Origin of the sequence: Rhodococcus sp. NyZ502 (assembly GCF_041464245.1) — a bacterium.
Taxonomy (GTDB): domain Bacteria; phylum Actinomycetota; class Actinomycetes; order Mycobacteriales; family Mycobacteriaceae; genus Rhodococcus_F; species Rhodococcus_F qingshengii.
This window is the reverse complement of record NZ_CP167155.1, coordinates 3,617,513-3,643,089: the sequence shown is the minus strand read 5'-3', so window position 1 is coordinate 3,643,089 and position 25,577 is coordinate 3,617,513. Positions and strand designations below refer to the sequence as shown.

Sequence of the window (25,577 nt, the reverse complement as noted above, 5' to 3'; positions counted from 1 at the left end):
GGTCGGTTACGAGGGGCTAGTTTAGTTGCTCGCACGAGTGCCCACCGCGCTGGCTCGCTCGCGTGTACCGGTAATACGTTCGGCGGCGAGCCGTCCGGACAGCAGAACGGTCGGTACTCCCACCCCCGGAACGGTTCCCGATCCGGCGAGAACGACGTTGTCGAAGCCGCGGGCGAGGTTCTTGCGTCGGAACGGCCCCGTCTGGGTGAAGGTGTGTGACGCCGCGAACGGGCTACCCGCGGCCATGCCCTTTTCGAGCCAGGTCTGCGGGGTGTCGATGTGATCGATATCGAACCCCTCCACCAGTCCCGTATAGCCACGTTCTTGCAGCGTGAGGATGATTTCACGCACGTAGGCCGGGCCGAGAGTCGACCAGTCGAGCCTTGCACTGTCCAGATTCGGGCACGGCGCGAGGACTGACAGCGGTTCACGGATCCGGCCGTCTCGCGAGAAGACCAGGCTCGGGTCGGTCTGCGCCGGTCGGGTGACGAGCAGTGACGGATCACTCATCAGCCGCCCGCGGCCGCGGCGTGCCGTGATCTCGGCGAAGGTACGCTTCCACGCCTCGCCGAAGTCGATCATGTGGTGTCGCTGCGCGGGCCATTCGTCGGCGACCGCGGAGGAAACAGTGCCGTGAATCACGACAGCGGACGGCGATGTACGCACCGGGCGCGGGCGCAATCGCGTATGTGGGCGCAAGAGCGAGTCCGTGACGGCCATGTCGGGAGTGAGGACGGCGGCGTCACAGTCGAAGCGCTCGCCGTCGCGTGTGTGAACGGTGTGCACGCGCCGTCCGCTCACCTCGAGGCGTTCGACAGTGCGGCCGAGATGCAGAATTCCGCCGGCCTCGGTGAAGGCGTCGGCCATCGACTCGGCGATCGTGCGCATCCCGCCCTCGGGGAAGTAGACGCCGAGTGAGGTGTCCATGTGAGCGATCGCCCCGTACACCGCGAGGGCCCGAGACGGAGCAACGCCCGCATACAGCGCTTGGAAGGTGAAGATCCGCCGGAGGCGAGGGTCGCGGATCTTGCGATCCACCTGCCCGCCCAGTTTCCCGAATCCTCCCAGTGCGACGAGCCGGCTCAGATCTTTGACTGCGTCACGCGAATTGACCAGTCCGAGGGGAGAATCGAAGTCGGCGTCCATGAAGCGGTCGAATTCCGCGTCGAAGATCCGGTTCAGCCATCGCCGCAATGCACGGTATCGCTGCGCTTCTTCCGGCCCGCAGACACGGGAGACCTCGGCAGCCATGTCTTCTGGGTCGGCGTGGACATCGAGAGCGGTGCCGTCTGCGAATCGCGCGTGGTACGTCGGATCGAGCTTGTGCACAACGAATTTGGGGTTTGTCGAGGCTGGGTCGGCACCGACGGCGGCAAGCGCGTCTTCGACGAGTTCGGGCATCGTGAGCACCGTTGCGCCGTTGTCGATGCTGTAGTCATTGCCCTGGTAGACACCGACTCGCCCACCGACCGAGCTGTTGCTCTCGAGAATCGTGACGTCGCGGCCGGCGCCACGCAGATACAACCCCGCAGACAGTCCGGCAAGTCCCGCGCCGACGATCACGACTCGATCGGTCGGCGAGCTGACGGTTCGAGTGCGGTGCACGTGTGCCACAGTCAGTAGCTTCGCTTCGTGGCCGCGATCGCCATGTCGGTCAGGCGAGCCTTGGACTCTGCCGTTGCCGTGCTCGAGTCGAGGGCGTTCGCAGCTGCCTCGACGAGGGTGTCGATCTGCGTTTCGACGTCGGTGACGGCGCCCAGATTGGTGATCACCTGGCGCAGAGTGTCGACCTCGGTGTCGGTCAGCTGGGTGCCGATTCCGTTGCGGAGCAGTTCTGCTGCCGCCGGATCTGCGGCGTCGGCGCGGGCAAGCGCCATCGCGAACAGGACAGTTCGCTTACCGGCGATGAGATCGTCGCCCGACGGTTTGCCCGTGACGGACGGATCTCCGAAGACACCGAGCAGGTCGTCGCGAAGTTGGAAGGCGATACCGATGTCCGTGCCGAAGGTCCGGTAGGCATCGACCAACTCGGCGTCCGCACCGAACAGCGCGGCGCCGAGGTGCAGTGGGCGTTCGATCGTGTACGCGGCGGTCTTGTAGCGGTTGACCCGCATGGCTGCCTCGACGGTCTCGTCGCCTCGGGCTTCATTGCTGATGTCGAGGAATTGGCCACCGAGCACCTCGGTGCGCATTGCCGACCAGACCGGGCTGACACGTGCGGCCGCCTCGGGGCTGATCCCGGATTCTCGGATCATGTCGTCCGCCCAGGCCAAGGCCAGGTCGCCGAGAAGAATGGCGACGGCCTCGCCGAAGTGCGCGGAATCGCCGCTCCACTCCTCGTCTCGGTGCTGGTTCTCGAATTCGACGTGAACGGTCGGGAAGCCGCGCCTGGTCGTGGATGCGTCGATGATGTCGTCGTGGACGAGCGCGCAGGCCTGCACCAGTTCGAGGGCGGCGCACGCACGAATCACCGCGTCTGCGCCCTTACCGTTCGGGTCGCCTCCGGCGCCGAGCCATCCCGTCCAGGCGAACGACGGTCGGACGCGCTTTCCTCCGCGCAGGACGAAGGCCTCGAGGGTGCTGACGGCCTCCTCGTATCCACCGCCGATGTTCGAGACGGGTTCGCGGCGTGAAGCGAAGAAGTCGCGGAGCGCTGCTTCGAACAGACCTGGCAGTTCGAGTGAGGTCGGATGCGGTGCGGTGTTGGTCGAACTCTGTCCAACGCGCGCGGTTCCTGCGGACAGGGTGGCCTCCAAGATCGGTATGTTCTCGCGCCGGAGGGTTACACGGAAGCGAGCTTGGAGCCCAGCTTAGTAGGGGTTGGAATCAACGGCGGGTCGGGCCGTGAACTGCGCGATCCTGACATTCGGGATACGCAGTACTGGGCGATGAGCTTGTTTGCAGCTGGAAAACATATGCTTGACCGGTGACATTCGATCCAGTCAGGGGCCGCTCCAGCGAGGGGTGGGCCACCCGAACACCGTCGATCGTCGATCGGATCGCTTCCTCGACAGGTAGCCGTATTCCGTTCTCGGTCGAGTTTTCGCCGCCGCGTGACGCGGACGCCGAAGCGCGCCTGTGGCGTGCGGTGCGTACCTTCGAGCGGCTCGGACCGGCGTTCGTCTCGATGACCTACGGCGCAGGTGGCTCGACGCGCGATCGTACGGTGCGTGTCACCGGCGAACTTGCCGAAGAGACGACCCTGCTGCCGGTTGCTCACCTGACTGCTGTCTCACACAGCACCGAAGAGCTTCGCGCCATGGTCGGTGCCTACGCCGATCGTGGGATCAGCAACATCCTCGTATTGCGCGGCGATCCGCCCGGCGATCCGCTCGGCGAGTGGAAGAAGCATCCCGAAGGCGTCGAGTACGCCGAGGAACTCGTGCGGATGGTCCGTGACCTGGGCGACTTCCACGTCGGCGTCGCATCGTTCCCCGAGGGGCACTACCGTGCTCCGGACTTGGCATACGACACGAAGTACCTGGTGTCGAAGTTGCGTGCCGGCGCCGAGTACTCGATCACACAGATGTTCTTCGACGTGGAGGACTACCTGCGTCTTCGTGACCGGGTGAGTGCGTACGACGCAGAACAGGGCGCCAAGCCGATCATCCCGGAGATCATGCCGGTGACGTCGCTACGCTCGGTGCGGCGCATGCTCGAGCTCTCGGGCTCGTCATTGCCCCCCGCTCTCGAGCGTCGATTCGACGCCGCGGCCGGAAGCGGTCCGGACGAGAACCGTGCAGCGGTCCGCGAACTCGGCATCGATTTGGCCACCGAGATGGGTGAGCGGTTGATCGCCGAAGGCGCTCCGTGCCTGCACTTCATCACGTTGAACTTCGCGCGCGCCACCAGTGAGGTCCTCGAGCGACTCGGTCTCACCCCCGACACCTCTGTCGGGACAGCACAAGCCGTCTGATCCCGGTTGCCCCGCTCGACACCAATCGAGGGGGGCAATCGCCAGGCGCTACTTCGTGGTGTTTTTCGGATTCTTGTTGTCAGCTTGCTTGCTGGCAGGTGATTTCGTGACAGGCGTCTTCATGACCGGTGCTTTCGCGGCGGGCGCGCGCTTGATCGGTGCTCGATTGCGCGCCATCCAGGCCATCGCACCGACGACAATCGCGACACCGAGCGCCAGCCCGGCCATGATTCCTGCCCACCCGGCGAAGCTTCGGGTGCTTGGGTCCGCGTAGTTGACCTCGGCGCGCATCGTGGACACCTCGCCGGCGGGCAAGGTCCACGACACCCGGGAATCGCCGTCTCGTGTTCCGTTGGTCGTGCCGACCCGTGCCGGGAAGGCGATGCTGACCTGGACGTCGGCGCCCTGAGTTGGAACCGTCTTCAGGTCTGCCTTGCCGTCGAGCGTGACGGTGTCCCCGGATCGCTTGAGGGTGATCTGGAACGACCCGGACCCCTCGGCGTACATGGAGCCCAGTTGGGCGACGTCACCGAAGGACAAGTCGCTGAAGAACGCCTGGCTGCCGACGTACCCGTCCTTCTTGTACTCCTGAACCCGTATCTTGTCCTCCAGCGACGAAGGTGGGGTCAGCTGCGGACCCTTGTCCGCCTCGTTCGCCGGAATAGCGGCAGCTACCACCTGTCCGGTCACACGATCGTTCGCGGACACTCCCATCGACACCTGCACGCGGATGCACCCGGCAAGCAAGGGAACAAGCATGAGGGCGAGCGCGGCAACCGTCAGGAAACGTTTCCGACTGGTCGGCTTGGCGGCGGGATCGGTGGACTGTTGCACAGTGGTCATCGTGCCAGCCGTGGCGTAGCCAGTCATCGAGGCGGGGGCGTGTCGGCGGGTGAAGTTCGGCGGGTGACCTTCACGACCTGCTCGAACGACGCATCCAACGACGAGTCGCGCCGCGGCGGCTGTCCGACAGTGCGATTCGAGCCGCACTGCGACCACTGGCTCCGGACACACCGCCACCGGGATGAGTCGATGCTCCGGTCAGATACAACCCGTCTGCTCCCGGAACGCGATGGCCGGACAGTTCCGGAAGCGGTCGCCACAACATCATCTGATCGAGTGACATCTCGACGTGCATGACATTTCCGCCGATCATCCCCAATTCCGACTCGATGTCCCGGGGAGTCTGAATGAATCGGTCGAGGACGGAATCGGCGAACCCGGGTGCGAAAGCCTCCATCTCGCCGACGATCCGGTCGGCCTCCGCCTCGGCGACCGATGCCCAATCGCGATGTCCGCTGAGGCGATACGGCTGCCACTGCGACCACAGTGTCACCTGATGCCGCCCGGCCGGGGCGATCGTGGGATCGATTCCGCTGAAACTCATTCCGAGAACCGCAGGGCGAGGAGGAAGTTCCCCCGCCAGTGCTGCGCCGTGTGCAGTGCGCAAGTGTGCGCGATCGGAGACGAGTAATTGCAATCCCGAGGTACTTTCCCGTGTCGTGGCGTCGCCGCGGTACGACGGAAGCGCGGATGTCGCCAGTCGAAGTACCGCGCCGATGCCGGGGCCGACCCTGATTTTCCGCCGCCAGTGATCGAGCGTGGTTCGGTCGAAGCCCCCTCGGCCCAGGAGGTCGAGCGTGGTCAGGATGTGGCACCCGGCGATTACCTTGCGAGCGTGAACTTCTCGACCGCTCTCGGTTGTGGCGGTCCAGTGACTCGAGTTTCGACGGATCGACGTCACGCCGTCACCGAGCGCGACCGTGGCGCCGTCGACAGCCATCCGGGAGGCCAACGCAGCACTCAGTGCGCCGCTTCCACCGACTGCTCGCCCTGGCGGCAAGACGTGCATGAGGGCCGCGAAGCCGACCATCGGAGCGGTTCCCGGTTCCGACATCGCAGGCCCGGACTGGGCGCCGAACCACGCAAGCGCTGCTTTGAGTGCCTCACTGTCGAAATACTCGTCGAGCAGTGCGTCGCCAGGCGCGAGGAACTGCCGAGACAGTTCGCTGTTGCCGCGTGCGGTGGCGAGACCTCCGAACGCACCGATCAGGTTCGATCCGGTGGGCGGTGCGGAAAACGCTTTCATGACATGTCGACTGCGCTCCGACCAGACCGCGACGAATCGCCGGTAGGAGTCGGCGTCCTTTGTCCCGCATGCTCGTTCGATGGACCAGCAGGTTGCGTCGAGGTCGCGGTGAAACACGATGCCCGGCCCGTCGGTGCCCGGGGCGGGCGGCGCGAACGCCCACGGGTCACAGTCGATGTAGCGCAGTCCGTGCGCGCCGAGTCCGAGTTCCTCGATGATGCCGCTGTGTCGGATCATGAGGTGTGCCGACGACCCCCGGTCCACCTTGTATCCGGGAAATCGCTCGACGGTCGAGACGGCGCCGCCGAGAACCGTGTCCTTCTCCAGAACCTCGACCGACCAACCCTCGCGTGCGAGGTAGGCGGCCGATACGAGCGCGTTGTGTCCGGAGCCGACGACGACGGCGTCGAGAAGCGCGCTCACAGCGGCAGTCCACGGCCGAGGACTGCGAACGGCCGGTTGTCGCCGGCAAAACGAAATCTGCGGAGCACGTCACGAAAGCCGAGGCGACGGTACAGCCGCCAGGCTCGGTTGTCCTCGTCGTACACCTCGGGTGTCGACAACAGAACACTGCGTTCGGGTCGATCGACGAGGAGGTGACGCAAGAGCGATTCGCCCAACCGGTGACCTTGTCCGTTCGGATGCACGTGGAGTTCGGTGAGTTCGAAGTAGTCGCTCAGAATCGCGTCGATCTCGCTCTGGGGACGACCCGAGCGCCGAAGCCCGTGCAGTACCTGTTGATGCCACCACTGGTCCGGGCTCCCGCGATACCCGTAAGCGATCCCCACCAGCGGCAGATTTTCGTGTGACGGTTGCTGAGGAACCGCCAATGCGCCGACGGCCTTCCAGCCAGGCCGGTTCGCGTGCTCCTGCCACATCGGTGCGCGATGGAACTCGGTTCCTCGCGGATAGTCCATCGCGGTGACGTACACGGCCAGTGCCTCGTGGAGTCGACTCGCGAATTCTGCGCGATCGAGGTCGACCGTATGTGGTGTCCAGGCGATCTGCGGGTCGACCGGTCTCACCTCTTCTCTTGACGGCGTGTCGGTGGGTGCAGTTATATTGAATAGGTCGAACAGATGTTCGATGTGGGTGATCCGGAGATGCCCGAAGGGAAGCGGGCATCTCCGGCCCACCTGGTCTTGGATCCTCACGGTGCAGGAGGTGCCCCGATGTCCGAGCGTGTGAAGCCTGAACGTGTGAAGTGCCAACGAACTCTTCCTGCCGAGTTGTCGAGTCCGTCGGATGCCGCAATTTCTCGATTGCCGATGTCGGCGAGGCGGTCCTTCGGCGCGAGGGACGCCAGCGACCGCACTGCTCGAGTGGGAAAGTCCGGTGTGGCGTGGGGGCTGCTCCGGAAGGCGGATGCGCTTTTAGAGGAAGCGATTGGGGCGGGCGATCCTGCCGACCGGTTCCGGTGTGCCTACCTGGCGGCCCTACGTGGTGCCGGGGCAGTGTTGGCCGCAGCTCCTGCCGGTGCCGGCTCGAGGCGCAAGCGAAGCGGAAACGCGTGGGTTCTGATGGACGCCGCAGCGCCCGCGTTCGGAGCGTGGTCGAAGTTCTTCGCAGGGTGGTCCTCTACGCGTGCGGCCGTGGAAACCGGCGTGTCGATCGTGATCACGGACTCCGATTCCGACGCATTCTTCGCCGAGGTCGGCCGTTTTCTCACGGCGGTCGAAGATTTCATCGGTCAGGACGCGTCCGAGCATTTGCGAGCGTCGTGAACAAATGGTCCGTGTCGGCAGTTGTTTCCGGGGAATTTCCTGGTCCGCACAGGCAAATGGAGCCGAATCGGGGCCCTTCGGCACGAATACGTACGCTTGTGGCGGAACTCGTACCCGGAGTTGGTGGTCCGAGACCTAAACTGCTCGTATTATGAAAACAGGTAATCGTCCAACTTGATTACCCGCCGCCTCACACCGTGGGGTGGTTGCCAAACTTCCAGTGCCGGGGGAGGTACCGTGCCACTCTCCGAGCACGAGCAGCGCATGCTCGATCAGATCGAGAGCGCTCTCTATGCCGAAGACCCCAAGTTCGCCTCCAATGTGAGGGGCGGCCGTATGCGGGCGCCGTCGAGTAGACGGCGGTTCCAAGCAGCGGCTCTATTCGTGCTGGGTCTGGTCCTGCTGATCGCGGGGGTTGCACTCCCGCTCAAGCCGGGCGGTTTTCCGATCATCAGCCTGTTCGGTTTCTTGTTCATGTTCGGCGCAGGGGTGTTGTTCCTCTGGGGTGGTGGACGTAAGTCTGCGCCGGCCGCCGACTCCGCTTCCGAAGGTGGCAATCATCCCTCCGGTCCGCCGGGTAGGGGTAGTGCCGGCGGATCCGGGCGGGGACGCGGCCGGAAGTCCGGCGGTGGATTCTCGTCGCGGATGGAAGATCGATTCAAACGCAGGTTCGAGCAGGACTAGCTCTCCCGCCCTTCTTCGGGCGTACTTCGAGAGTGATGCAGTTCGGACGTGACGCCCTCTTCAGGGCACGGACGACCACACGCCGTTGCTGTGGGTGTTGTACGTGTGCGCCGGCAATCCATCGAGTGAATCAGTGACGTGCGAGCGAATCACTCGCCACTCCCTGCTGCCTCAGGGCATGCCCGCGGGCTTCCTCCACTTCGCTCCACTCGGCCCTCCACTTTCCTCCACCCTGGTCGAACTGCAACGCACGACCAGACCTCGTCCCGCTCACGTCTATTCGAAAACCGCGCTTGTACTGCGATTTTGTGTGGGGGAGCAACAGATCGTGGCGTAAAGGGTCGATCTGACGGCGGTGTGGGCCGGGACACGGTTACAAATTTCCCCCACGTCTCCCCACCTGCGCTGACCTGCTATTTATCAGCAAATGATGCTGAATAGGGACCATGTGCTCCTTGTTTGTGGGGGAAAGTGGGGTACTGTGGGTTCGGGCGGAGAGCTGAAGCACGATCCGCTCGATAGGGAGGGTTTCAGCGCAAGCTCGCAGGAGGTGTCGAGTGTTCCTCGGTACCTTCACGCCGAAGCTCGACGACAAAGGTCGGCTCACGTTGCCGGCAAAGTTCCGAGACGAACTGGCAGGAGGATTGATGATCACCAAGAGTCAGGATCACAGCCTCGCCATCTACCCCCGGGACGAGTTCGTCAAGCTTGCTCGAAAGGCAGCGGCAGCTCCACGCAATGATCCGGCAGCTCGGGCGTATGTCCGTGCTCTGGCCGCCGGCACAGATGAACAGCACGCCGATGCCCAGGGGCGAATCACCCTCTCGGCTGATCATCGGCGTTACGCAAACCTGTCCAAGGAATGCGTAGTGACCGGCTCCGTCGATTACCTCGAGATCTGGGATCTAGCAGCCTGGGAGAGGTATCTCGGAGACAACGAAGAGGACTATTCGCAGGCAACAGGCGAATCTCTCAGCGAGATCGTCTAGGCGAAGAGCCCCCGGCGAATGCCGCGAGGCCTCTGCCCGGAAAGACCCTGACGCACTTCCCCAGCGCCAGGTTCTCCTTCGGGCAGGGACCTCGAAGCATTCGCCTTCTCGAACAGTCATCGCCTTCTCGGAAAGTCAGCACCTTTTCGAAAAGTCATCGGAAATCATGAAAGTAGGAGCCGGAGCAATCATGGTGGATCACGAGGTGAACGAACCCTCGGATGCCGATGGCTTCGCGCACGTCCCTGTACTTCTGCACCGCGCCGACGATCTTCTCGGCCCTGCCATCACCGCCGTCGGTGACGGTGGAGCGGGCGCATACATGATCGATGCGACGTTGGGGCTCGGTGGCCACTCCGAATTCTTCCTGGGCAAGTACCCGGGCCTTCACCTCATCGGTCTCGATCGCGACACCAACGCACTCCGGATCGCTTCCGAGCGTCTGGCGCCATTCGCGGACCGAACGACGTTCGTGCACACCACGTACGACGGGATCGAGGACGCGCTCGAACAGGCAGGTCTGCCGTCGACGGAGTCGGTTCACGCGATCCTTTTCGATCTGGGTGTGTCGTCGATGCAGTTGGACGAAGCCGACCGAGGTTTTGCGTACTCGATCGACGCTCCTCTCGACATGCGGATGGATCAGACGGTCGGGCTGACCGCGGCAGAGGTCCTGAACACCTACAGTCACGGCGACCTTGCTCGCATTCTGAGCACGTACGGCGAAGAACGGTTCGCGGGAAAGATTGCGTCCGAGATCCTTCGGCAGCGTGAGCGTGAACCCTTCACCACCAGTGCAGCTCTGGTCGAATTGCTGTACCGAACAATCCCGGCAGCCACGCGGCGTACGGGGGGACACCCGGCCAAGCGCACCTTCCAAGCGCTGCGGATCGAAGTCAATGCCGAGTTGGATTCGCTTCGTGCAGCCGTTCCTGCCGGGCTCGACGCACTGGCAGTCGGTGGGCGAGTGGTGTTCATGTCCTACCAGTCGCTCGAGGATCGAGTTGTGAAGGCGGAGTTGGTTCCCCGCTCGAAGTCCACCAGTCCTGAAGGACTACCGGTCGAGTTGCCGGGTATGGGACCGGAGTTCCGCATTCTCACCCGTGGCGCAGAACGTGCGTCAGAGCAGGAAATCGAAGAGAACCCACGATCAGCTCCGGTGCGTTTGCGTGCCGCAGAACGCATTTCCAGGAGGCGGGCATGAGTCGTCAGGGCAAATCCGGTGCAGCGCAACGTGCATACGACAAGCGCACCGCACGGGCGGCAGGCCGGACCGGAACTGTCGCTGCTGCCGGCCCGTCTATCTCTCCTCGGGCGATGCTCAAGGGGAGAGTGCCGTTCGTGGCCTCCGTCATCGGACTTCTGTCCATCGGTCTCGCGGTGACTCTGCTGCTGACCACTCGCGCTGCCGAGGATTCGTACCAACTCAGTGATGCACGTGCATACAACCAGTCTTTGGTCGAGCAGAAAGCAGCGCTCGAACGTGACTTCCAGTCGCGTAACTCGGCTCCGGAGTTGGCAAATCAGGCAAGCGCTCTCGGCATGGTCCCCGCCAAGGACCCTGCACGACTGGTAGTTCATCCGGACGGTTCGGTCGAGGTCGTCGGAACGCCGACTCCCGCGACTGCCGGAGCTATGCCTCCGCTCGATGCGCCCGCATCGGTGCCCGCACCGACTGCGACACCCCCGCGCACCACAACGCCGGTTGCTCCCGGAGCCACGCCGAGCGTTCCGAATAACACGCGAAACCTCGCGCAGAGTGAACAATTGGTTCCTGTGATCCCCACGACGACAGCACCCGCCACCACGACGGCGGTGCCTGCTCCGCCTGAGGAACGTCGGTGAGTCAGAACTCCCGTAACAACCCCGGTCGGCGTCCGCGCCGCTCGGCCACCGCCTCATTTCCGTTTCGTCAGCGAGTCGGTCGTATCACCATGTGTGGTGCGCTCGCCGTTGCGGCATTGCAGCTCTTGTGGATTCAGGGAATCGACGCGCCGAGTCTGGCTGCGGAATCTGCCAATCAACGAACCACGACCCAGGTCGATCCGGCTGTACGTGGCTCGATAACCGATCGCAACGGAAACCCCCTCGCCTTCACCATGGAAGCCAAGGCGCTGACTTTCCAGCCGGTGCGGGTACGCAAGGAACTCGAGGAAGCGCGCGCCAAGAGCATCGAGCAGGGCGCCGAGGGTGACAAGCAGGCGCCGGAAGTGAGCGATCGCCTCGCCGAGATCGCCGCCGGAATCCACGCCAAGCTCGGCGATACCGTTCCGGAAAAAGATCTGCTTCAGAAGATGAACAGCAACGAGACTTTCACGTACCTCGCGCGCAGCGTGGATCCGGCGGTTGCTGCCGAGATCTCGGACAAGTTCCGGGAGGTCGGCCTCGAGCGTCAGGACATCCGCGAGTACCCCGGTGGCTCTCTGGCCGCGAATCTCGTCGGCGCGACCGGCTGGGACGGGCACGGTTTGCTCGGTCTCGAAGATTCGATGGACTCCACGCTCGCCGGAACCGATGGATCCGAAACGTACGACCGCGGTTCCGACGGCGCTGTGATCCCCGGTAGCTGGCGTGACAAGCAACCGGCAGTCAACGGTTCGGGTGTCGAGCTGACCATCGATTCGGACCTCCAGTTCTACGTTCAGCAGCAGGTCCAGATCGCCAAGGACAAGTCGGGCGCAAAGAACGCTTCGGTTGTGGTCATGGACTCCAAGACGGGACAGGTGTTGGCCATGTCCAACGACAGCACCTTCAACCCCGCAATCGGCATCGACAAGAACGCGCCGACAGCCGAAATGGGCAATCCGTCGGTCAGTACGCCGTTCGAGCCCGGATCGGTGAACAAGATCGTCACCGCAGCAGCGGCCATCGAGGACGGTAAGACAACTCCGGACGAAGTTCTGCAGGTCCCGGGCAGCATCACGATGTCCGGTGCCACAGTCAAGGACGCGTGGGATCACGGTGTGGCCCCGTACACCTCTACCGGTGTGTTCGGAAAGTCCTCGAACGTCGGCACCTTGATGCTCGCTCAGCGAGTGGGCGAGGATCGCTACGCAGACATGCTGAACAGGTTCGGCCTCGGACAACGCACCGACGTCGGACTTCCCGGCGAGAGCGCGGGCAGCGTTCCGAGTCGCGACCAGTGGTCCGGCGGAACCTTCGCGAACCTGCCGATCGGGCAGGGTCTCTCGATGACAACCCTGCAGATGACCGGGATGTACCAGGCCATTGCCAACGACGGCGTGCGAATTCCTCCGCGGATCGTGAAGTCGACTGTCGACTCTTCCGGCACGCGGACCGAGACGCCGCAGCCCGAGGGCGTCGAGGTGGTCAGCGCCCAGACAGCGGCGACCGTTCGGGACATGTTCCGGTCGGTCACTCAGGAAGACACCGGCAACCAACGAGGAACCGGTGTTGCCGCGGGCGTCGAGGGATACCAGGTCAGTGGAAAGACCGGGACCGCGCAGCAGGTGGATCCCGCGTGCAAGTGCTACTCCAACTCCAACTACTGGATCACCTTCGCGGGAATCGCGCCTGCGGACAATCCTCGATTCGTGATCGGAATCATGCTCGACGCACCGGTTCGCGGCGTGGACGGCGGCGGCGGTCAGTCGGCGGCACCGTTGTTCCACAACATCGCGTCGTGGATGCTCCAGCGTGACAGTGTCCCGATGTCGCCGGACCCCGGTCGCAAGTTGGTGTTGCAGGCGGACTGATTGCGGTGTGTCGGTTTCGACACGGTCTTCGGGTGAATCCCGGACACGGTAATCTCAAACGTCGCAGTAACCTCATTCATCGCAGTGCGCCGAACTTTGCTTGCGTTGCGACCGCCATAGACAACGACCGCCATAGACAACGACCGCGATAGAACAACGACAATTGCCAGGAGTCGAGTGACAGTGCCGAATCGTTTGCAATCGTCGAACTCGGACGGCGCTCCCGGGACGCGTCCGACACAACCGGTTGCTACCGCGATCACGGCGCTCTCCGAACTGTCCGGGGCTCGCCTCGAATGGGTGGGGCAACCGGGATCACAGTCCTCGGAGGTCGTCGTCAAGGGCGTCGACCTGCGTGCGCAGGGAATCGTGACCGATGACCTCTTCGCCGCTCTGCCCGGTGCACGGACCCATGGCGCTCAGTTCGCCGTCGACGCTCTGGGGCGCGGTGCGACCGCGATCTTGACCGACGAGGCCGGCCTCGAACTGATCGAGGCCGCGGACAAGGCGCCTGACCGGTCCGTCCCAGTTCTCGTTCATCCGAACCCTCGGGATGTGCTCGGTGAGATCTCCGCGGAAATCTACGGCCGGCCCTCGGAGAAGATGCAGGTCGTCGGCATTACCGGTACATCAGGCAAGACCACGACGTCGTACTTGCTCGAAGCTGCGATTGCCGGAGCCGGCCGCAAGCCCGGCCTGGTCGGGACCATCGAGACTCGAATCGACGGCCGCCGGGTGCCCAGCGCTCTGACCACGCCGGAAGCTCCGCAACTGCATGCTCTGTTCGCCGTGATGGCAGAGCAGGGGATCGATACCGTCGTCATGGAGGTCTCCAGTCACGCTCTTGCTCTCGGACGCGTCGACGGCATCCGCTTCGACATCGGCGCGTTCACCAATCTTTCGCAGGACCACCTGGATTTCCATCGGGACTTCGAGGAGTACTTCCAGGCCAAGGCTCGGTTGTTCGATCCTGAGTCGACGGTGCGAGCCGAGCATGCCGTCGTCTGCGTCGACGACGTGTGGGGTCGACGGATGGCCGAGTTGGCCGCGACCGACGAGAGCGACGCGGTGACCACGGTCTCGACCTCGACGGCCGAGGCCGAGTGGACGGTCGGCGCAGTCGAGGTTGCCGAGGACGGCTCGCAGACCTTCGAGTTGGTCGGGCCGGACGGACAGTCGTGGCCAGTCTCACTTCGTCTCCCCGGGCGATACAACGTGGCCAACGCTGCGCTGGCGTTGACCGTCAGTTTTGCTGCGGGACTCGACCCGGACGCGGCTGTTCGAGCGCTCGGGACCGTGGACGTCCCGGGGCGAGTTCAGCGGATCGACCGGGGGCAGAGCTTTCTCGCCGTGGTCGACTACGCCCACAAGCCGGCAGCGCTCGAAGCCGTGATCGCCACGCTGCGCAACCAGGTTCCCGGCCGAGTGGCCGTGGTGGTCGGTGCGGGCGGTGACCGCGACGCCGGCAAACGGGCACTCATGGGTGAAGCGGGTGCGCGAGGCGCAGACCTGCTGATCGTCACCGACGACAACCCACGCACCGAGGATCCGGCGAAGATTCGCGCTTCGGTGATGCAAGGCGCCATGGACGTGCCCGAATCCGAACGCGGCGAGGTTCGCGAAGTGGGGGACCGGGCCGCCGCGATCGAGCAAGCAGTCCGGTGGGCACAGCCAGGAGATGTCGTCCTGGTGGCAGGCAAAGGCCACGAAGTAGGTCAAGAAATCGACGGGGTCAAACACCCGTTTGACGACCGCGAGGTGTTGGGCGAAATGATCGGCCGATTCGCGATCAACACAGCACATGGAGGCAAGCAATGATCCCGATGACGCTCTCTCGGATCGCCGAGATCGTCGGAGGAACCCTGCACGACGTCGACGATTCGTCGACGCAGGTGACTGGAACCGTCGAATTCGATTCGCGCAAAGTATCTCCAGGTGGGCTCTTCCTCGCCCTACCCGGAGCGCGTGTCGACGGTCATGATCACGCGGAAGCGGCGGTGGCAGCGGGCGCTGTGGCGGTGCTCGCGGCGCGGCCGGTCGGAGTTCCGGCAATTGTCGTTCCATCGGTGCCGAACGACGGTCCCAGTGCAGTGATGCTGCTCGAACACGACACCGACGGGTCCGGAGCCGCGGTCCTGCATGCCCTCGGCCTTCTGGCCCGAGCAGTCGTCGACGAACTGGCAACTGATGGCACACCGGCCGATGGTGGACTGACGCTGGTCGGTGTCACCGGTTCTGCCGGCAAGACCTCGACCAAGGATCTGATAGCAGCGCTGCTGCGCGAGTGCGGCGAGGTGGTTGCGCCCCCCGGGTCGTTCAACAACGAATTAGGTCTGCCGTGGACAGTGCTCCGCGCCGACGAGAGGACCCGCTTCCTCGTTCTCGAGATGTCGGCCCGTGGGGTCGGTCATGTCGGCGAACTGACGAAGATCGCGCCGCCGAAGATCGGCGTAGTTCTCAATGTGGGCACTGCCCATCTCGGTGAGTTCGGTTCGCGTGAAGCGATCGCGGTCGCCAAAGGTGAACTGGTGGAAGCACTCCCGTCGGCAGCCGACGGTGGAGTTGCGGTCCTCAACGCCGACGACCGCATGGTCGCCGCAATGGCGAGTCGAACCAAGGCCCGGATCGTATTCGTCGGTCAGTCCGAAGACTGCGACGTTCGGGCGACCGACGTGGTTGTCGACGACCAGGCCAGGGCTTCCTTCACACTGAACTGTTCACAGGGTTCTGCACGTATTCGCCTGGCCGTTCACGGCGAACACCACGTGAGCAACGCCCTGGCCGCGGCGGCCGTCGCACTCGAGAACGGCCTCGCGGTTGCAGACATCGCGCGTGTCCTCGAGGGCACGAAGGCAGCGTCCGCGAGGCGGATGGAAGTCACCGAGCGCGCCGACGGCGTCACCGTCGTCAACGACAGTTACAACGCCAATCCCGATTCCATGCGCGCCGCCCTCAAAGCGTTGGTGTCCATGGCGCGATCGGATCGGCACTTCGGTCGCCGTAGCTGGGCTGTGCTCGGAGAGATGGGTGAGCTCGGACCGGAATCAGTTGTCGAGCACGACGCGATCGGTCGCCTGGCCGTCAGACTCGATGTCAGCAAGTTGATCGTCGTCGGGACGGGCCGCACCTCGCGTGCGATGCATCAAGGAGCAGTGATGGAGGGGTCGTGGGGTGACGAGTCCGTCGTCGTGCCCGACGCAGCTGCGGCAATCGCCATTCTCGAAGCGGAACTCGAACCGGGCGATCTCGTCCTGGTGAAGGCGTCCAAGTCGGTTGAACTGTGGACGGTCGCCGAAGCGATTCTGGCCGCAACGCCCAGCGACAACACCGGTGACGCGAACACCGATGGCGAGAACGGCGGGGATTCGCAGTGATCCAGATTCTTCTCGCCGCAGGCATCGCGCTGGCGGTCTCCATCATGCTCACGCCGATTCTGATCAAGGCGTTCTCGAAACAAGGTTTCGGGCAGGAGATCCGAACCGAAGGTCCAGCCAGTCACCAGGCCAAGCGCGGCACGCCGACAATGGGCGGCGTCGCGATCCTGACCGGAATCTGGGCCGGCTATCTCGGCTCACACCTCATCGGTCTCGGCATGGACAACGCGGAGGGGCCATCGGCGTCCGGCCTACTCGTTCTCGGTCTGACCACCGCGCTCGGTGGAGTCGGTTTCCTCGACGACTTCATCAAGATCCGCAAGCAGCGCAATCTGGGACTGAACAAGACAGCGAAGCTGGTCGGCCAGTTCGTCGCTGCCATTGCCTTCGGAATTTTGGCCCTTCAGTTCCGCGGTGACGACGGGCTGACTCCGGGCAGTGTTCATCTGTCGTACGTCCGCGACATCGCCACCGTCTCACTCGGGTCCGTGGTCTTCATCGCCTTCTGCTACCTACTGGTCAGCGCCTGGTCCAATGCCGTCAACCTGACCGACGGCCTCGACGGATTGGCCGCCGGTGCGATGAGTTTCGTTCTCGGCGCCTACGTCATCATCACGTTCTGGCAGTTCCGCTACTCGTGCGAGACGAATCCCGGTAAGGGTTGCTACGACGTCCGAGACCCGCTCGATCTCGCGGTGCTCTGCGCGGCCGGCGCCGGCGCGTGCATCGGTTTCCTCTGGTGGAATGCCGCACCCGCCAAGATCTTCATGGGCGACACTGGTTCACTTGCCCTCGGCGGCATGCTCGCCGGATTGTCGATCACCACCAGCACGGAACTGTTGATGGTGGTCATCGGTGCACTGTTCGTCGCGGAGGCCGCGTCGGTGGTGATCCAGGTAGCGGTGTTCCGGTCCAGCCGACGGCGGGTCTTCCGAATGGCGCCGTTCCATCACCACTTCGAACTCGCCGGGTGGGCTGAAACCACGGTCATCATCAGATTCTGGTTGCTGGCGGCTATTGCGTCGGCTATCGGATTGGCACTCTTCTACAGCGAATACCTCGCAGCGCTCGGAGGCTGAAAACCATGACCAGCTCAGCGGATTCCGAGAACGACCTGTCCTGGCTCCGCGGTACGCGAGTGCTGGTCGCCGGTGGGCGGGTGTCCGGTCAAGCGACCATCGAACCTCTCGTCGCCCTCGGTGCTGTCGTGACGGTTGCCGATTCGACCTTGGACTTCGCGGAGCGCTGCGCGGAGCTCGGCGCGGACATGGTGACCACCACCTCGATCGAGGATGCTCCGGATTCGATCACCGAGTACGGGCTCGTAGTCACCAGTCCGGGCTTTCGGCCGGATGCACCGATCCTTGCAGCCGCCGCCGGTCACGGGATTCCCATCTGGGGAGACGTCGAGTTCTCCTGGCGCGTCGACCACAGCGGGCACTTCGGCACACCCCGTAAATGGCTCGTCGTGACGGGGACGAACGGAAAGACCACGACGACGTCGATGCTGGCCTCGATTCTCGACGCCGCCGGAGTTGTCGGCCGAGCCTGCGGAAACATCGGGCTGCCGATACTCGACGCACTCGCCGAGACGTCGCCGCGCGTGGAGTACCTCGCTGTCGAACTGTCGTCCTTCCAATTGCACTGGGCGCCTTCGGTGCGTCCGGATGCCGGCGTGGTCCTCAACGTCGCCGAGGATCACCTCGACTGGCACGGCGGAATGAGCGCGTACGCCGAGGCCAAGTCGCGGGCGCTGAGCGGAAAGGTCGCGGTGGTCGGCCTCGATGACGCGATCGCTTCCGAACTGGGAACTCGCGCAACTGCAGACATTGTCACCGGGTTCAGATTGGGTGAACCGGGCGAAGGAGAACTGGGTGTCGAAGCGGGACACCTCGTGGACAACGCATTCGGCGATCACGTCCGCTTGGCCGAAGCAGCGTCGATAGATCCCGCCGGCCCGGCAGGCGTCATGGACGCGCTGGCCGCCGCCGCGTTGGCGCGGGCACTCGGATTCGAGGCAGACGTCGTCGAACGCGGTCTGGCCGCACACAAGGTCGGCCCACACCGAGGGGCGCTGGTCGGCCGTGTCGGGTCCGTTGTGTACATCGACGACTCCAAGGCCACCAATCCGCACGCAGCCCGACCGTCGATACTCGCGCACGATCGCGTCGTCTGGGTTGCAGGCGGTCTGCTCAAGGGAGCCAGCGTCGACCAATTGGTGAGCGAAGTCGGCCCTCGACTCTCCGGCGCTGTCCTTCTCGGGCGTGACGCTGGTGTGATCGAGGACGCGCTCGCGCGACACGCGCCCGATGTTCCCGTGGTGCACGTGATGTCGGGGGACGATGCAGTGGTGAGCGAAAACAGCAGCAACTCGACTCTCACCATCCGGCTGCCGTCGGGTGCCGACGCGGATGCCGTCATGGCCGCAGTGGTAGTCGAAGCTGCCGAGTTGGCGTCCCCCGGTGATGCAGTTGTACTCGCCCCGGCCGCCGCGTCCTTGGACATGTTCGCCAGCTACGGACATCGTGGTGACAGCTTCGCCGCCGCCGTCGCCGCATTACCCGATCCGTTCACGGATTCGCCTGGCCAAGCCGGGAACTTGCTATGACCAAGGGTCCCAAGACCCGAATCGGTGCCTGGTTGGCGCGGCCGTTGGCGTCGTTCCACCTGGTGGTGACGATTGCCACGATGTTGACTGTCTTGGGGCTCGTGATGGTTCTGTCGGCGTCGAGCGTCGAGCAGTACGTGTCCGGTGGCTCGGCGTATTCGTTGTTCACCCAGCAGTTGATCTTCGCGATTCTCGGAGCTGTGCTCTTCTACGTCGCGCTGCGGATCCCGGCGAGAGTGCTCCGGCAGTATTCGTTTCCGCTGTTCGTCGTCGTGCTGATCATGCTGGTACTCGTCCTGATTCCGGGAATCGGCACAGAAGCGCAGGGCGCGCGTCGCTGGTTCAACGTCGGCGGGTTCTCGGTGCAGCCCTCGGAAATCATGAAGGTCGCGTTGGCGATCTGGGGCGCCCATCTGTTGGCTTCGCGGCGGCCGGACGACCGATCCGTGAAGTCGATCCTGATTCCGCTCGTGCCCGCAGCAATGCTGGTCTTCGCGCTGGTCGTCGCGCAACCGAACCTCAGTACGACCATCGCATTGGGAATCATCGTCGGGGCCCTGCTGTGGTTCGGTGGGCTGCCACTGAAGCTCTTCGGCTCGATCGCGGTGACGGGCGTCGTCGTGGCGGGCGTGCTGGCGATGACGGCCGGTTATCGTTCCGATCGAGTTCAAGCCTTCTTCAACAAGAGCGACGACCTGCAGGGCAACAACTATCAGGCCAAGCAGGCTTTGTATTCGCTCGCCGACGGGGGCCTTTTCGGACGCGGACTCGGTCAGAGCGTCGCCAAGTGGAACTACCTACCCAACGCGCACAACGACTTCATCTTCGCGATCATCGGCGAAGAGTTGGGATTTGTCGGCTGCGCAGTGGTGATCGGTTTGTTCGCTGTATTCGTCTACACGGGATTGCGGATCGCAGCCCGCAGCATCGATCCGTTCTGGCGGCTCCTGTCGGCCACTGCAACTACCTGGATCGTCGGCCAGGCAATGATCAACATCGGTTACGTCATCGGACTGCTGCCGGTGACCGGACTCCAGTTGCCCTTGGTCTCCGCCGGCGGTTCGTCCTTGGCGATCACATTGTTCATGTTCGGTGTCATCGCCAATGCAGCGCGCCACGAGCCCGAAGCAGTTGCCGCTCTGAACTCCGGGCAGGACGGCAAGATCTCGAAGTTGCTCAGACTGCCGAAGCCCGTGCTGTACCACCCGCCGTCAGGGGGCCGGCCGATCCGTCGACCGAAGCCCGCACGGCAGATCGAACCGGCACGCGGACGCGACGGCCGGCGCGCGATCGAGACGGGCGATCGACGCAAGCGGGCAGATCAAGGTGCTCGCCCTTCCTCGGATTCCAACCGAGGTGCGGCCGCTGGGTCACGGAAGCGCACCGCGGGAGGGCAGAATGGTCAGCGTCGGCAGGCGCCGACACGTAGGGCACAAGATCCACGAGAAGTTCGAGAGCGAGGAATTCGTAGGTGAGCGGCAACAAATCGGCTCTGTCGGTAGTGGTGGCAGGGGGAGGCACGGCTGGTCACATCGAACCCGCACTTGCTGTCGCGGACGCGGTCAAGGCCGCTGCGCCCGACACCAGAATCACTGCGCTCGGGACGGCGCGTGGTCTCGAAACCACCTTGGTGCCGGCTCGCGGGTACACGCTCGAGCTCATTCCCCCGGTTCCGCTTCCTCGTAAGCCCACGATGGATCTCGTCAAACTGCCGACACGCATCCTTGCCTCGGTGCGCAAGACCCGTGAGGTACTCGATTCCGTCGACGCCGACGTGATCGTCGGTTTCGGTGGTTACGTCGCGCTTCCGGCGTATCTTGCCGCACGTGGCGGTGTTCTTCGGCGCCGCCGCAAGATTCCGATCGTCATCCACGAGGCGAACGCCAGTGCCGGCATCGCGAACAAGATCGGTGCTCGCCTGGCGACGCGGGTGCTTGCTGCTGTTCCGGGTTCCGGAGTGAAGAACCGCGGCGATCAGGACGCCGAGATCGTTGGCATCCCGGTTCGCGCGTCGATCGCCAATTTCGATCGAGCGGGACTCCGCTCGCAAGCTCGCGAGTACTTCGGACTACCTCAGGACGGTCCCGTTCTGCTCGTCTTCGGCGGATCGCAAGGCGCGAAGTCGCTCAACGACGCGGTGTCCGGAGCAGCGGAAGAACTGGCGAAGGCCGGGATCTCGGTCCTTCACGCACACGGACCCAAGAACTCTCTCGAAGTCACGCAGTACTCGGAGACGGCACCGTATGTGGCTGTTCCCTATCTTTCGCGGATGGATCTCGCGTATGCCGCAGCCGACGCGACGATCTGTCGTTCGGGCGCGATGACGGTCGCCGAGGTCTCGGCGGTCGGGCTTCCGGCCGTCTACGTTCCGTTGCCGCACGGCAATGGTGAGCAGGAACTCAACGCGAAACCCGTTGTCGCAGCGGGCGGTGCGATCATCGTCTCCGACAACGAGCTCACGCCGACGTTCGTCGCCGGTACCGTCGTCCCGATGCTGAGCGACAGCGCGCGCCTCGACAAGATGAGCAGTGGTGCTGCCAACGTCGGGCACCGCACCGCGGCAACCGAGATCGCACGGATCGTGCTCGACATCGCGGCAAAGGAAAACGCCGTCCAGGAAAACGCAAGGGGAAACCGATGACCGCGCTGCCCGCCCACCTCGAGCGAGTACACATGGTCGGAATCGGCGGTGCCGGTATGTCCGGCATCGCTCGAATTCTGCTTTCCCGCGGGGGCCTCGTCTCGGGTTCGGACGCCAAGGAGAGCCGAGGAGTCCTGGCGCTTCGTGCACGCGGGGCACAGGTCCGGATCGGCCACGACGCCGATGCTCTCGACCTGCTGCCGGGTGGTCCGACCGTCGTCGTCACGACGCACGCGGCTATCCCGAAGGACAACCCGGAACTCGTCGAGGCCGCTCGCCGCGGAATCCCGGTGATTCTTCGTCCGGCTGTCCTTGCATCACTGATGCAGGGCAATCGCACGTTCCTGGTTTCGGGTACACACGGCAAGACGTCGACAACGTCGATGCTCGTGGTCGCCCTGCAGCACTGTGGTTTCGACCCTTCGTTCGCCGTTGGCGGCGAACTCAACGAAGCGGGAACGAATGCCCATCACGGCAGCGGTGACGTCTTTGTCGCGGAGGCGGACGAGAGTGACGGGTCGCTGCTGCAGTACGACCCCAACGTGATCGTCGTGACCAACATCGAGGCCGATCACCTCGACTATTTCGGGAGTGTCGAAGCGTATGTGAAGGTGTTCGACGATTTTGTCGACAAGTTGCGTCCGGGTGGGCTCTTGATTGCTTGCCTCGACGACCCGGGATCGGCGGATCTCGCGAAGCGAATCGTGGCCTCGGGCCGTTCGGACATCCGGGTACTCGGTTACGGATCGGCAGACGCGCAGGAAGTGGAGGCGGGCACCGCCTTCGAGCCTGTCGACGGTGTCGAGGTCGGAGTCCGACTACTGGGCTTCCATGCGCACGACGTCGGGGGAGTCCTGCAGTTCCACCTGGCGGGCGAGAGCGCCGCGCGAACCGTGCGGATGGCAGTGCCGGGTCGTCACATGGCGCTCAACGCACTTGCGGCTCTACTGGCTGCCCGTGACGCCGGCGCCGAGACGGAGGAGATCGTCGAGGGGCTCGCCGGATTCGGTGGCGTACACCGCCGGTTCCAGTTCACCGGCCGCGAGCGTGGTGTCCGGGTGTTCGACGACTACGCCCACCATCCGACCGAAGTTCGTGCGGTTCTCGGCGCGGCGGCGGATCTGGTTCGACCGGAGGACGATTCGTCGTCGACCAATTCGGCAGCCGGACGCGTGATCGTGGTCTTCCAACCTCATCTCTATTCACGCACCGCCGCGTTTGCCGAGGAGTTCGCGCAGGCGCTGGACTTGGCCGACGAGGTTGTCGTTCTCGATGTCTACGGCGCTCGCGAAGAGCCGATGCCGGGCGTCAGTGGTGCGCTGGTCGCTCAGTCGGTCACGAAACCTGTTCACTATCAACCGGATCTGTCACAGGCGCCGAAGCAGGTGGCGGCGTTGGCTCACCCCGGCGACATCGTCATCACGATGGGTGCCGGTGACGTGACCATGCTCGGCAAACAGATCCTCGATGCTTTGCGTTCGGCGCCGCATCCCGCGCCGCGATGACACCCGACGCACGAAGTCGGCGCGGGCGTCGAGATCCTCGAGCCAGACAAGCCACCAGTACGCGTCGGCGCAGTACTCGCACCGAATCGCGATACTCGACACGGTCGACGGAGCCGGCTCCCGAACCCACACCGACTCGTAAGTGGTTCAAGCGACCGCTGATCGTGGCACCGCTGGCAATCGTGCTGGTGGTGGGAATTGCGTTGACGGCTTGGTTGTCTCCGGTGCTCTCGGTCCGGGGCACCGAAGTTCTCGGTGCGACGACCGTCAGTGAGGAACAGATCCTTTCGCTCCTGGCCGTACCGACCGGTCAGCCGTTGATGCGGGTAGACACCGGCGCCGCCGCCGCACGTGTGGCGACGATTCCGAAGGTGGCCTCGGCTCGTGTGCAGCGGATGTATCCGTCGACTATCCGCGTCACCGTCACCGAACGGGTACCGGTCGTCTTCGTCGACTCACCTGAGGGTGCACACCTGCTGGACGAGAAGGGCGTCGACTTCGAGATGGGCGTCCCGCCGCCCGGGGTTCCGCGTCTGGTGACACCGACGCCCGGGTGGAACGACGAGCCGACGCTTGCCGCGCTCGAGGTGTTGTCGGTGTTGCCGCCGGATCTGAGATTTCAGGTGGGAGAGGTTGCCGCTCGGTCGATTTCGAGTGTCACGCTGACTCTGCTCGACGGTCGCGTCGTAAACTGGGGCGGTGTCGAGCACTCGGATCGTAAGGCTGCTGTGACGCTTCCGCTGTTGACCCAACCGGGGCAGACGTACGACGTGTCCAGTCCCGATCTGCCGACGGTCCGATAGCGCACGGTGCAGCCGTGCGTCAGTGCGCAGCAAATACTTCGGTGTGTCTCGGCGCGCCTAATGGCGGAACGCGACGACGGTGCATAGCGTTTCGTTTCAGATCGAATACTTGACATAACTCTAACCCTGTGGTTGAGGTTTAGGGTTGTTCTCGAAGAGCATGAAGCTACAAAAACAGCAGTAACAAAGACAGCAGCACTGACAAGCAGCGTGAAACACGACACGGAAGGCGAGAGCCGATGACGCCCCCGCACAACTACCTCGCCGTAATCAAGGTCGTCGGCATCGGCGGCGGCGGCGTGAACGCAGTCAACCGCATGATCGAACAGGGACTCAAGGGAGTCGAGTTCATCGCGGTCAACACGGACGCGCAAGCCCTTCTGATGAGTGACGCCGACGTCAAGCTCGACGTCGGTCGTGAATTGACCCGTGGCCTCGGCGCCGGTGCCGACCCGGAAGTGGGTCGCAAGGCAGCCGAAGATCACAAGGACGAGATCGAAGAGGTCATCAAGGGCGCCGACATGGTGTTCGTGACCGCAGGCGAGGGCGGTGGCACCGGAACCGGTGGTGCCCCTGTCGTGGCAAGCATCGCCCGGAAGCTGGGCGCACTCACCGTCGGTGTCGTGACGCGACCGTTCTCTTTCGAGGGCAAGCGTCGTGGGGGACAGGCGGATACCGGAATCCAGGCGCTCCGCGAGTCCTGCGACACGCTGATCGTCATTCCCAACGATCGCCTGCTCCAGCTGGGTGACGCGGCCGTCAGCCTGATGGACGCGTTCCGCAGCGCGGACGAGGTTCTCCTCAACGGCGTCCAGGGCATCACCGACCTCATCACCACTCCGGGTCTGATCAACGTCGACTTCGCGGACGTCAAGGGTGTCATGTCCGGTGCCGGTAGTGCGTTGATGGGAATCGGTTCCTCGCGGGGTGAGGGACGCGCGATCAAGGCGGCGGAATCCGCGATCAATTCCCCGCTCCTCGAAGCTTCGATGGAAGGCGCCCGCGGCGTGCTCCTGTCGATCGCCGGCGGTAGCGATCTGGGTCTGTTCGAGATCAACGAGGCGGCTTCGCTGGTGCAGGAAGCTGCCCACATCGACGCCAACATCATCTTCGGAACGGTCATCGACGATTCACTCGGTGACGAGGTTCGTGTGACGGTCATCGCTGCGGGATTCGACGGAGGAGCTCCGGCTCGTCGTCCCGTGGAGTCGACCGCGCAGGGACGTGGAGCTATCGGCGCCGGGCGCGCGGGTGAGGTCGGCCGGTCGCCGGTGGCCGCCGAACCTGCTGGCGAGCAGCCGATTTCCGCAGCGCGCGAGACCACCGGTTCGGGCAGCTTGCCTCCGATCGGTGGCCCCCGCCATGCGCCGGTCCAGGAAGACGAGGGCGACGACGACGTCGACGTGCCGGTCTTCATGCGTCGCTGACGTAGGGCTACAAACAGTTTCGAGAACAGGGTGCCCGGAATTTCTGGGTACCCTGTTCTTGACTGGATGTCCGGTCACGTCTGAGCCGGACGACAACTTTC

At 64.1% G+C, this 25,577-nt stretch carries 21 protein-coding genes; 16 read left to right on the top strand and 5 right to left on the bottom strand.

Translation table 11 applies throughout. The features are described from left to right. Positions 1–21: 21 nt before the first annotated feature. Complete coding sequence (gene crtI / locus ACBG85_RS16715; protein WP_372024068.1) at positions 22–1,614, bottom strand: phytoene desaturase family protein; 1,593 nt, start codon at positions 1,612–1,614, stop codon at positions 22–24. A gap of 2 nt (positions 1,615–1,616) precedes the next feature. Next, a complete protein-coding gene (locus ACBG85_RS16710) occupies positions 1,617–2,756 on the bottom strand; it encodes a polyprenyl synthetase family protein (RefSeq protein ID WP_372024066.1) in 1,140 nt (379 codons plus the stop codon). Positions 2,757–2,926: 170 nt separating this feature from the next. Here ACBG85_RS16710 and ACBG85_RS16705 point away from each other — a divergent pair, with 170 nt between their 5' ends. Beyond that, positions 2,927–3,916, top strand: a complete 990-nt coding sequence (locus ACBG85_RS16705) for a methylenetetrahydrofolate reductase (RefSeq protein ID WP_003941803.1) — start codon at positions 2,927–2,929, stop codon at positions 3,914–3,916. A 48-nt stretch (positions 3,917–3,964) separates the two neighbouring features. Here ACBG85_RS16705 and ACBG85_RS16700 read toward each other — a convergent pair whose 3' ends face one another. The 3 genes from ACBG85_RS16700 to ACBG85_RS16690 form a co-directional block, all read right to left on the bottom strand. After that, complete coding sequence (locus tag ACBG85_RS16700; protein ID WP_064444269.1) at positions 3,965–4,759, bottom strand: hypothetical protein; 795 nt, start codon at positions 4,757–4,759, stop codon at positions 3,965–3,967. 70 nt (positions 4,760–4,829) lie between these two features. Next, entirely contained in the window at positions 4,830–6,428 is a 1,599-nt protein-coding gene (locus ACBG85_RS16695) for an NAD(P)/FAD-dependent oxidoreductase (RefSeq protein ID WP_042452826.1), read from the bottom strand. Then, the gene (locus ACBG85_RS16690) at positions 6,425–7,030 is read right to left on the bottom strand and encodes an N-acetyltransferase (protein WP_003941672.1); all 606 of its coding nucleotides are present in this window, start codon (positions 7,028–7,030) and stop codon (positions 6,425–6,427) included. Before ACBG85_RS16690 ends, ACBG85_RS16695 begins: the two co-directional genes overlap by 4 nt. Before the next feature lie 147 nt (positions 7,031–7,177). Here ACBG85_RS16690 and ACBG85_RS16685 point away from each other — a divergent pair, with 147 nt between their 5' ends. From ACBG85_RS16685 to ftsZ, 15 genes are all read left to right on the top strand, one after another. Continuing rightward, on the top strand, positions 7,178–7,729 hold the full coding sequence (locus ACBG85_RS16685) for an SAV_6107 family HEPN domain-containing protein (protein ID WP_232329871.1): 552 nt from the start codon (positions 7,178–7,180) through the stop codon (positions 7,727–7,729). Between the two features lie 237 nt (positions 7,730–7,966). Beyond that, positions 7,967–8,413, top strand: a complete 447-nt coding sequence (locus ACBG85_RS16680) for a DUF3040 domain-containing protein (RefSeq protein ID WP_003941660.1) — start codon at positions 7,967–7,969, stop codon at positions 8,411–8,413. Between the two features lie 557 nt (positions 8,414–8,970). Next, positions 8,971–9,402, top strand: coding sequence for a division/cell wall cluster transcriptional repressor MraZ (mraZ, locus tag ACBG85_RS16675; protein ID WP_003941779.1), 432 nt, complete (start codon positions 8,971–8,973; stop codon positions 9,400–9,402). A gap of 190 nt (positions 9,403–9,592) precedes the next feature. Next, a complete protein-coding gene (gene rsmH, locus ACBG85_RS16670) occupies positions 9,593–10,606 on the top strand; it encodes a 16S rRNA (cytosine(1402)-N(4))-methyltransferase RsmH (protein WP_007730079.1) in 1,014 nt (337 codons plus the stop codon). Continuing rightward, positions 10,603–11,247, top strand: a complete 645-nt coding sequence (locus ACBG85_RS16665; RefSeq protein WP_050655308.1) for a hypothetical protein — start codon at positions 10,603–10,605, stop codon at positions 11,245–11,247. Before rsmH ends, ACBG85_RS16665 begins: the two co-directional genes overlap by 4 nt. After that, the gene (locus ACBG85_RS16660; RefSeq protein ID WP_003941764.1) at positions 11,244–13,118 is read left to right on the top strand and encodes a penicillin-binding protein 2; all 1,875 of its coding nucleotides are present in this window, start codon (positions 11,244–11,246) and stop codon (positions 13,116–13,118) included. Before ACBG85_RS16665 ends, ACBG85_RS16660 begins: the two co-directional genes overlap by 4 nt. A 183-nt stretch (positions 13,119–13,301) precedes the next feature. After that, a complete protein-coding gene (locus ACBG85_RS16655) occupies positions 13,302–14,936 on the top strand; it encodes a UDP-N-acetylmuramoyl-L-alanyl-D-glutamate--2,6-diaminopimelate ligase (RefSeq protein ID WP_042921840.1) in 1,635 nt (544 codons plus the stop codon). Then, positions 14,933–16,492 carry a UDP-N-acetylmuramoyl-tripeptide--D-alanyl-D-alanine ligase gene (murF, locus tag ACBG85_RS16650; RefSeq protein ID WP_372024062.1) on the top strand — a complete coding sequence of 520 codons (1,560 nt, stop codon included), beginning with the start codon at positions 14,933–14,935 and terminating at the stop codon, positions 16,490–16,492. Before ACBG85_RS16655 ends, murF begins: the two co-directional genes overlap by 4 nt. Then, positions 16,489–17,571, top strand: coding sequence for a phospho-N-acetylmuramoyl-pentapeptide-transferase (gene mraY / locus ACBG85_RS16645; RefSeq protein WP_003941699.1), 1,083 nt, complete (start codon positions 16,489–16,491; stop codon positions 17,569–17,571). The genes murF and mraY overlap by 4 nt, the downstream gene beginning before the upstream one ends. A gap of 5 nt (positions 17,572–17,576) precedes the next feature. Then, on the top strand, positions 17,577–19,100 hold the full coding sequence (gene murD, locus ACBG85_RS16640; RefSeq protein ID WP_047270101.1) for a UDP-N-acetylmuramoyl-L-alanine--D-glutamate ligase: 1,524 nt from the start codon (positions 17,577–17,579) through the stop codon (positions 19,098–19,100). Then, complete coding sequence (gene ftsW, locus ACBG85_RS16635) at positions 19,097–20,575, top strand: putative lipid II flippase FtsW (protein WP_007730088.1); 1,479 nt, start codon at positions 19,097–19,099, stop codon at positions 20,573–20,575. Before murD ends, ftsW begins: the two co-directional genes overlap by 4 nt. After that, positions 20,572–21,741, top strand: coding sequence for an undecaprenyldiphospho-muramoylpentapeptide beta-N-acetylglucosaminyltransferase (murG, locus tag ACBG85_RS16630; RefSeq protein WP_003941767.1), 1,170 nt, complete (start codon positions 20,572–20,574; stop codon positions 21,739–21,741). Before ftsW ends, murG begins: the two co-directional genes overlap by 4 nt. After that, a complete protein-coding gene (gene murC, locus ACBG85_RS16625; RefSeq protein ID WP_030537033.1) occupies positions 21,738–23,246 on the top strand; it encodes a UDP-N-acetylmuramate--L-alanine ligase in 1,509 nt (502 codons plus the stop codon). The genes murG and murC overlap by 4 nt, the downstream gene beginning before the upstream one ends. A 164-nt stretch (positions 23,247–23,410) precedes the next feature. Beyond that, positions 23,411–24,049 (top strand): cell division protein FtsQ/DivIB, encoded by a 639-nt coding sequence (locus ACBG85_RS16620; RefSeq protein ID WP_007733212.1) that lies wholly within the window; start codon positions 23,411–23,413, stop codon positions 24,047–24,049. 239 nt (positions 24,050–24,288) lie between these two features. Beyond that, positions 24,289–25,476, top strand: coding sequence for a cell division protein FtsZ (gene ftsZ, locus ACBG85_RS16615; protein WP_003941788.1), 1,188 nt, complete (start codon positions 24,289–24,291; stop codon positions 25,474–25,476). Positions 25,477–25,577 lie beyond the last annotated feature (101 nt).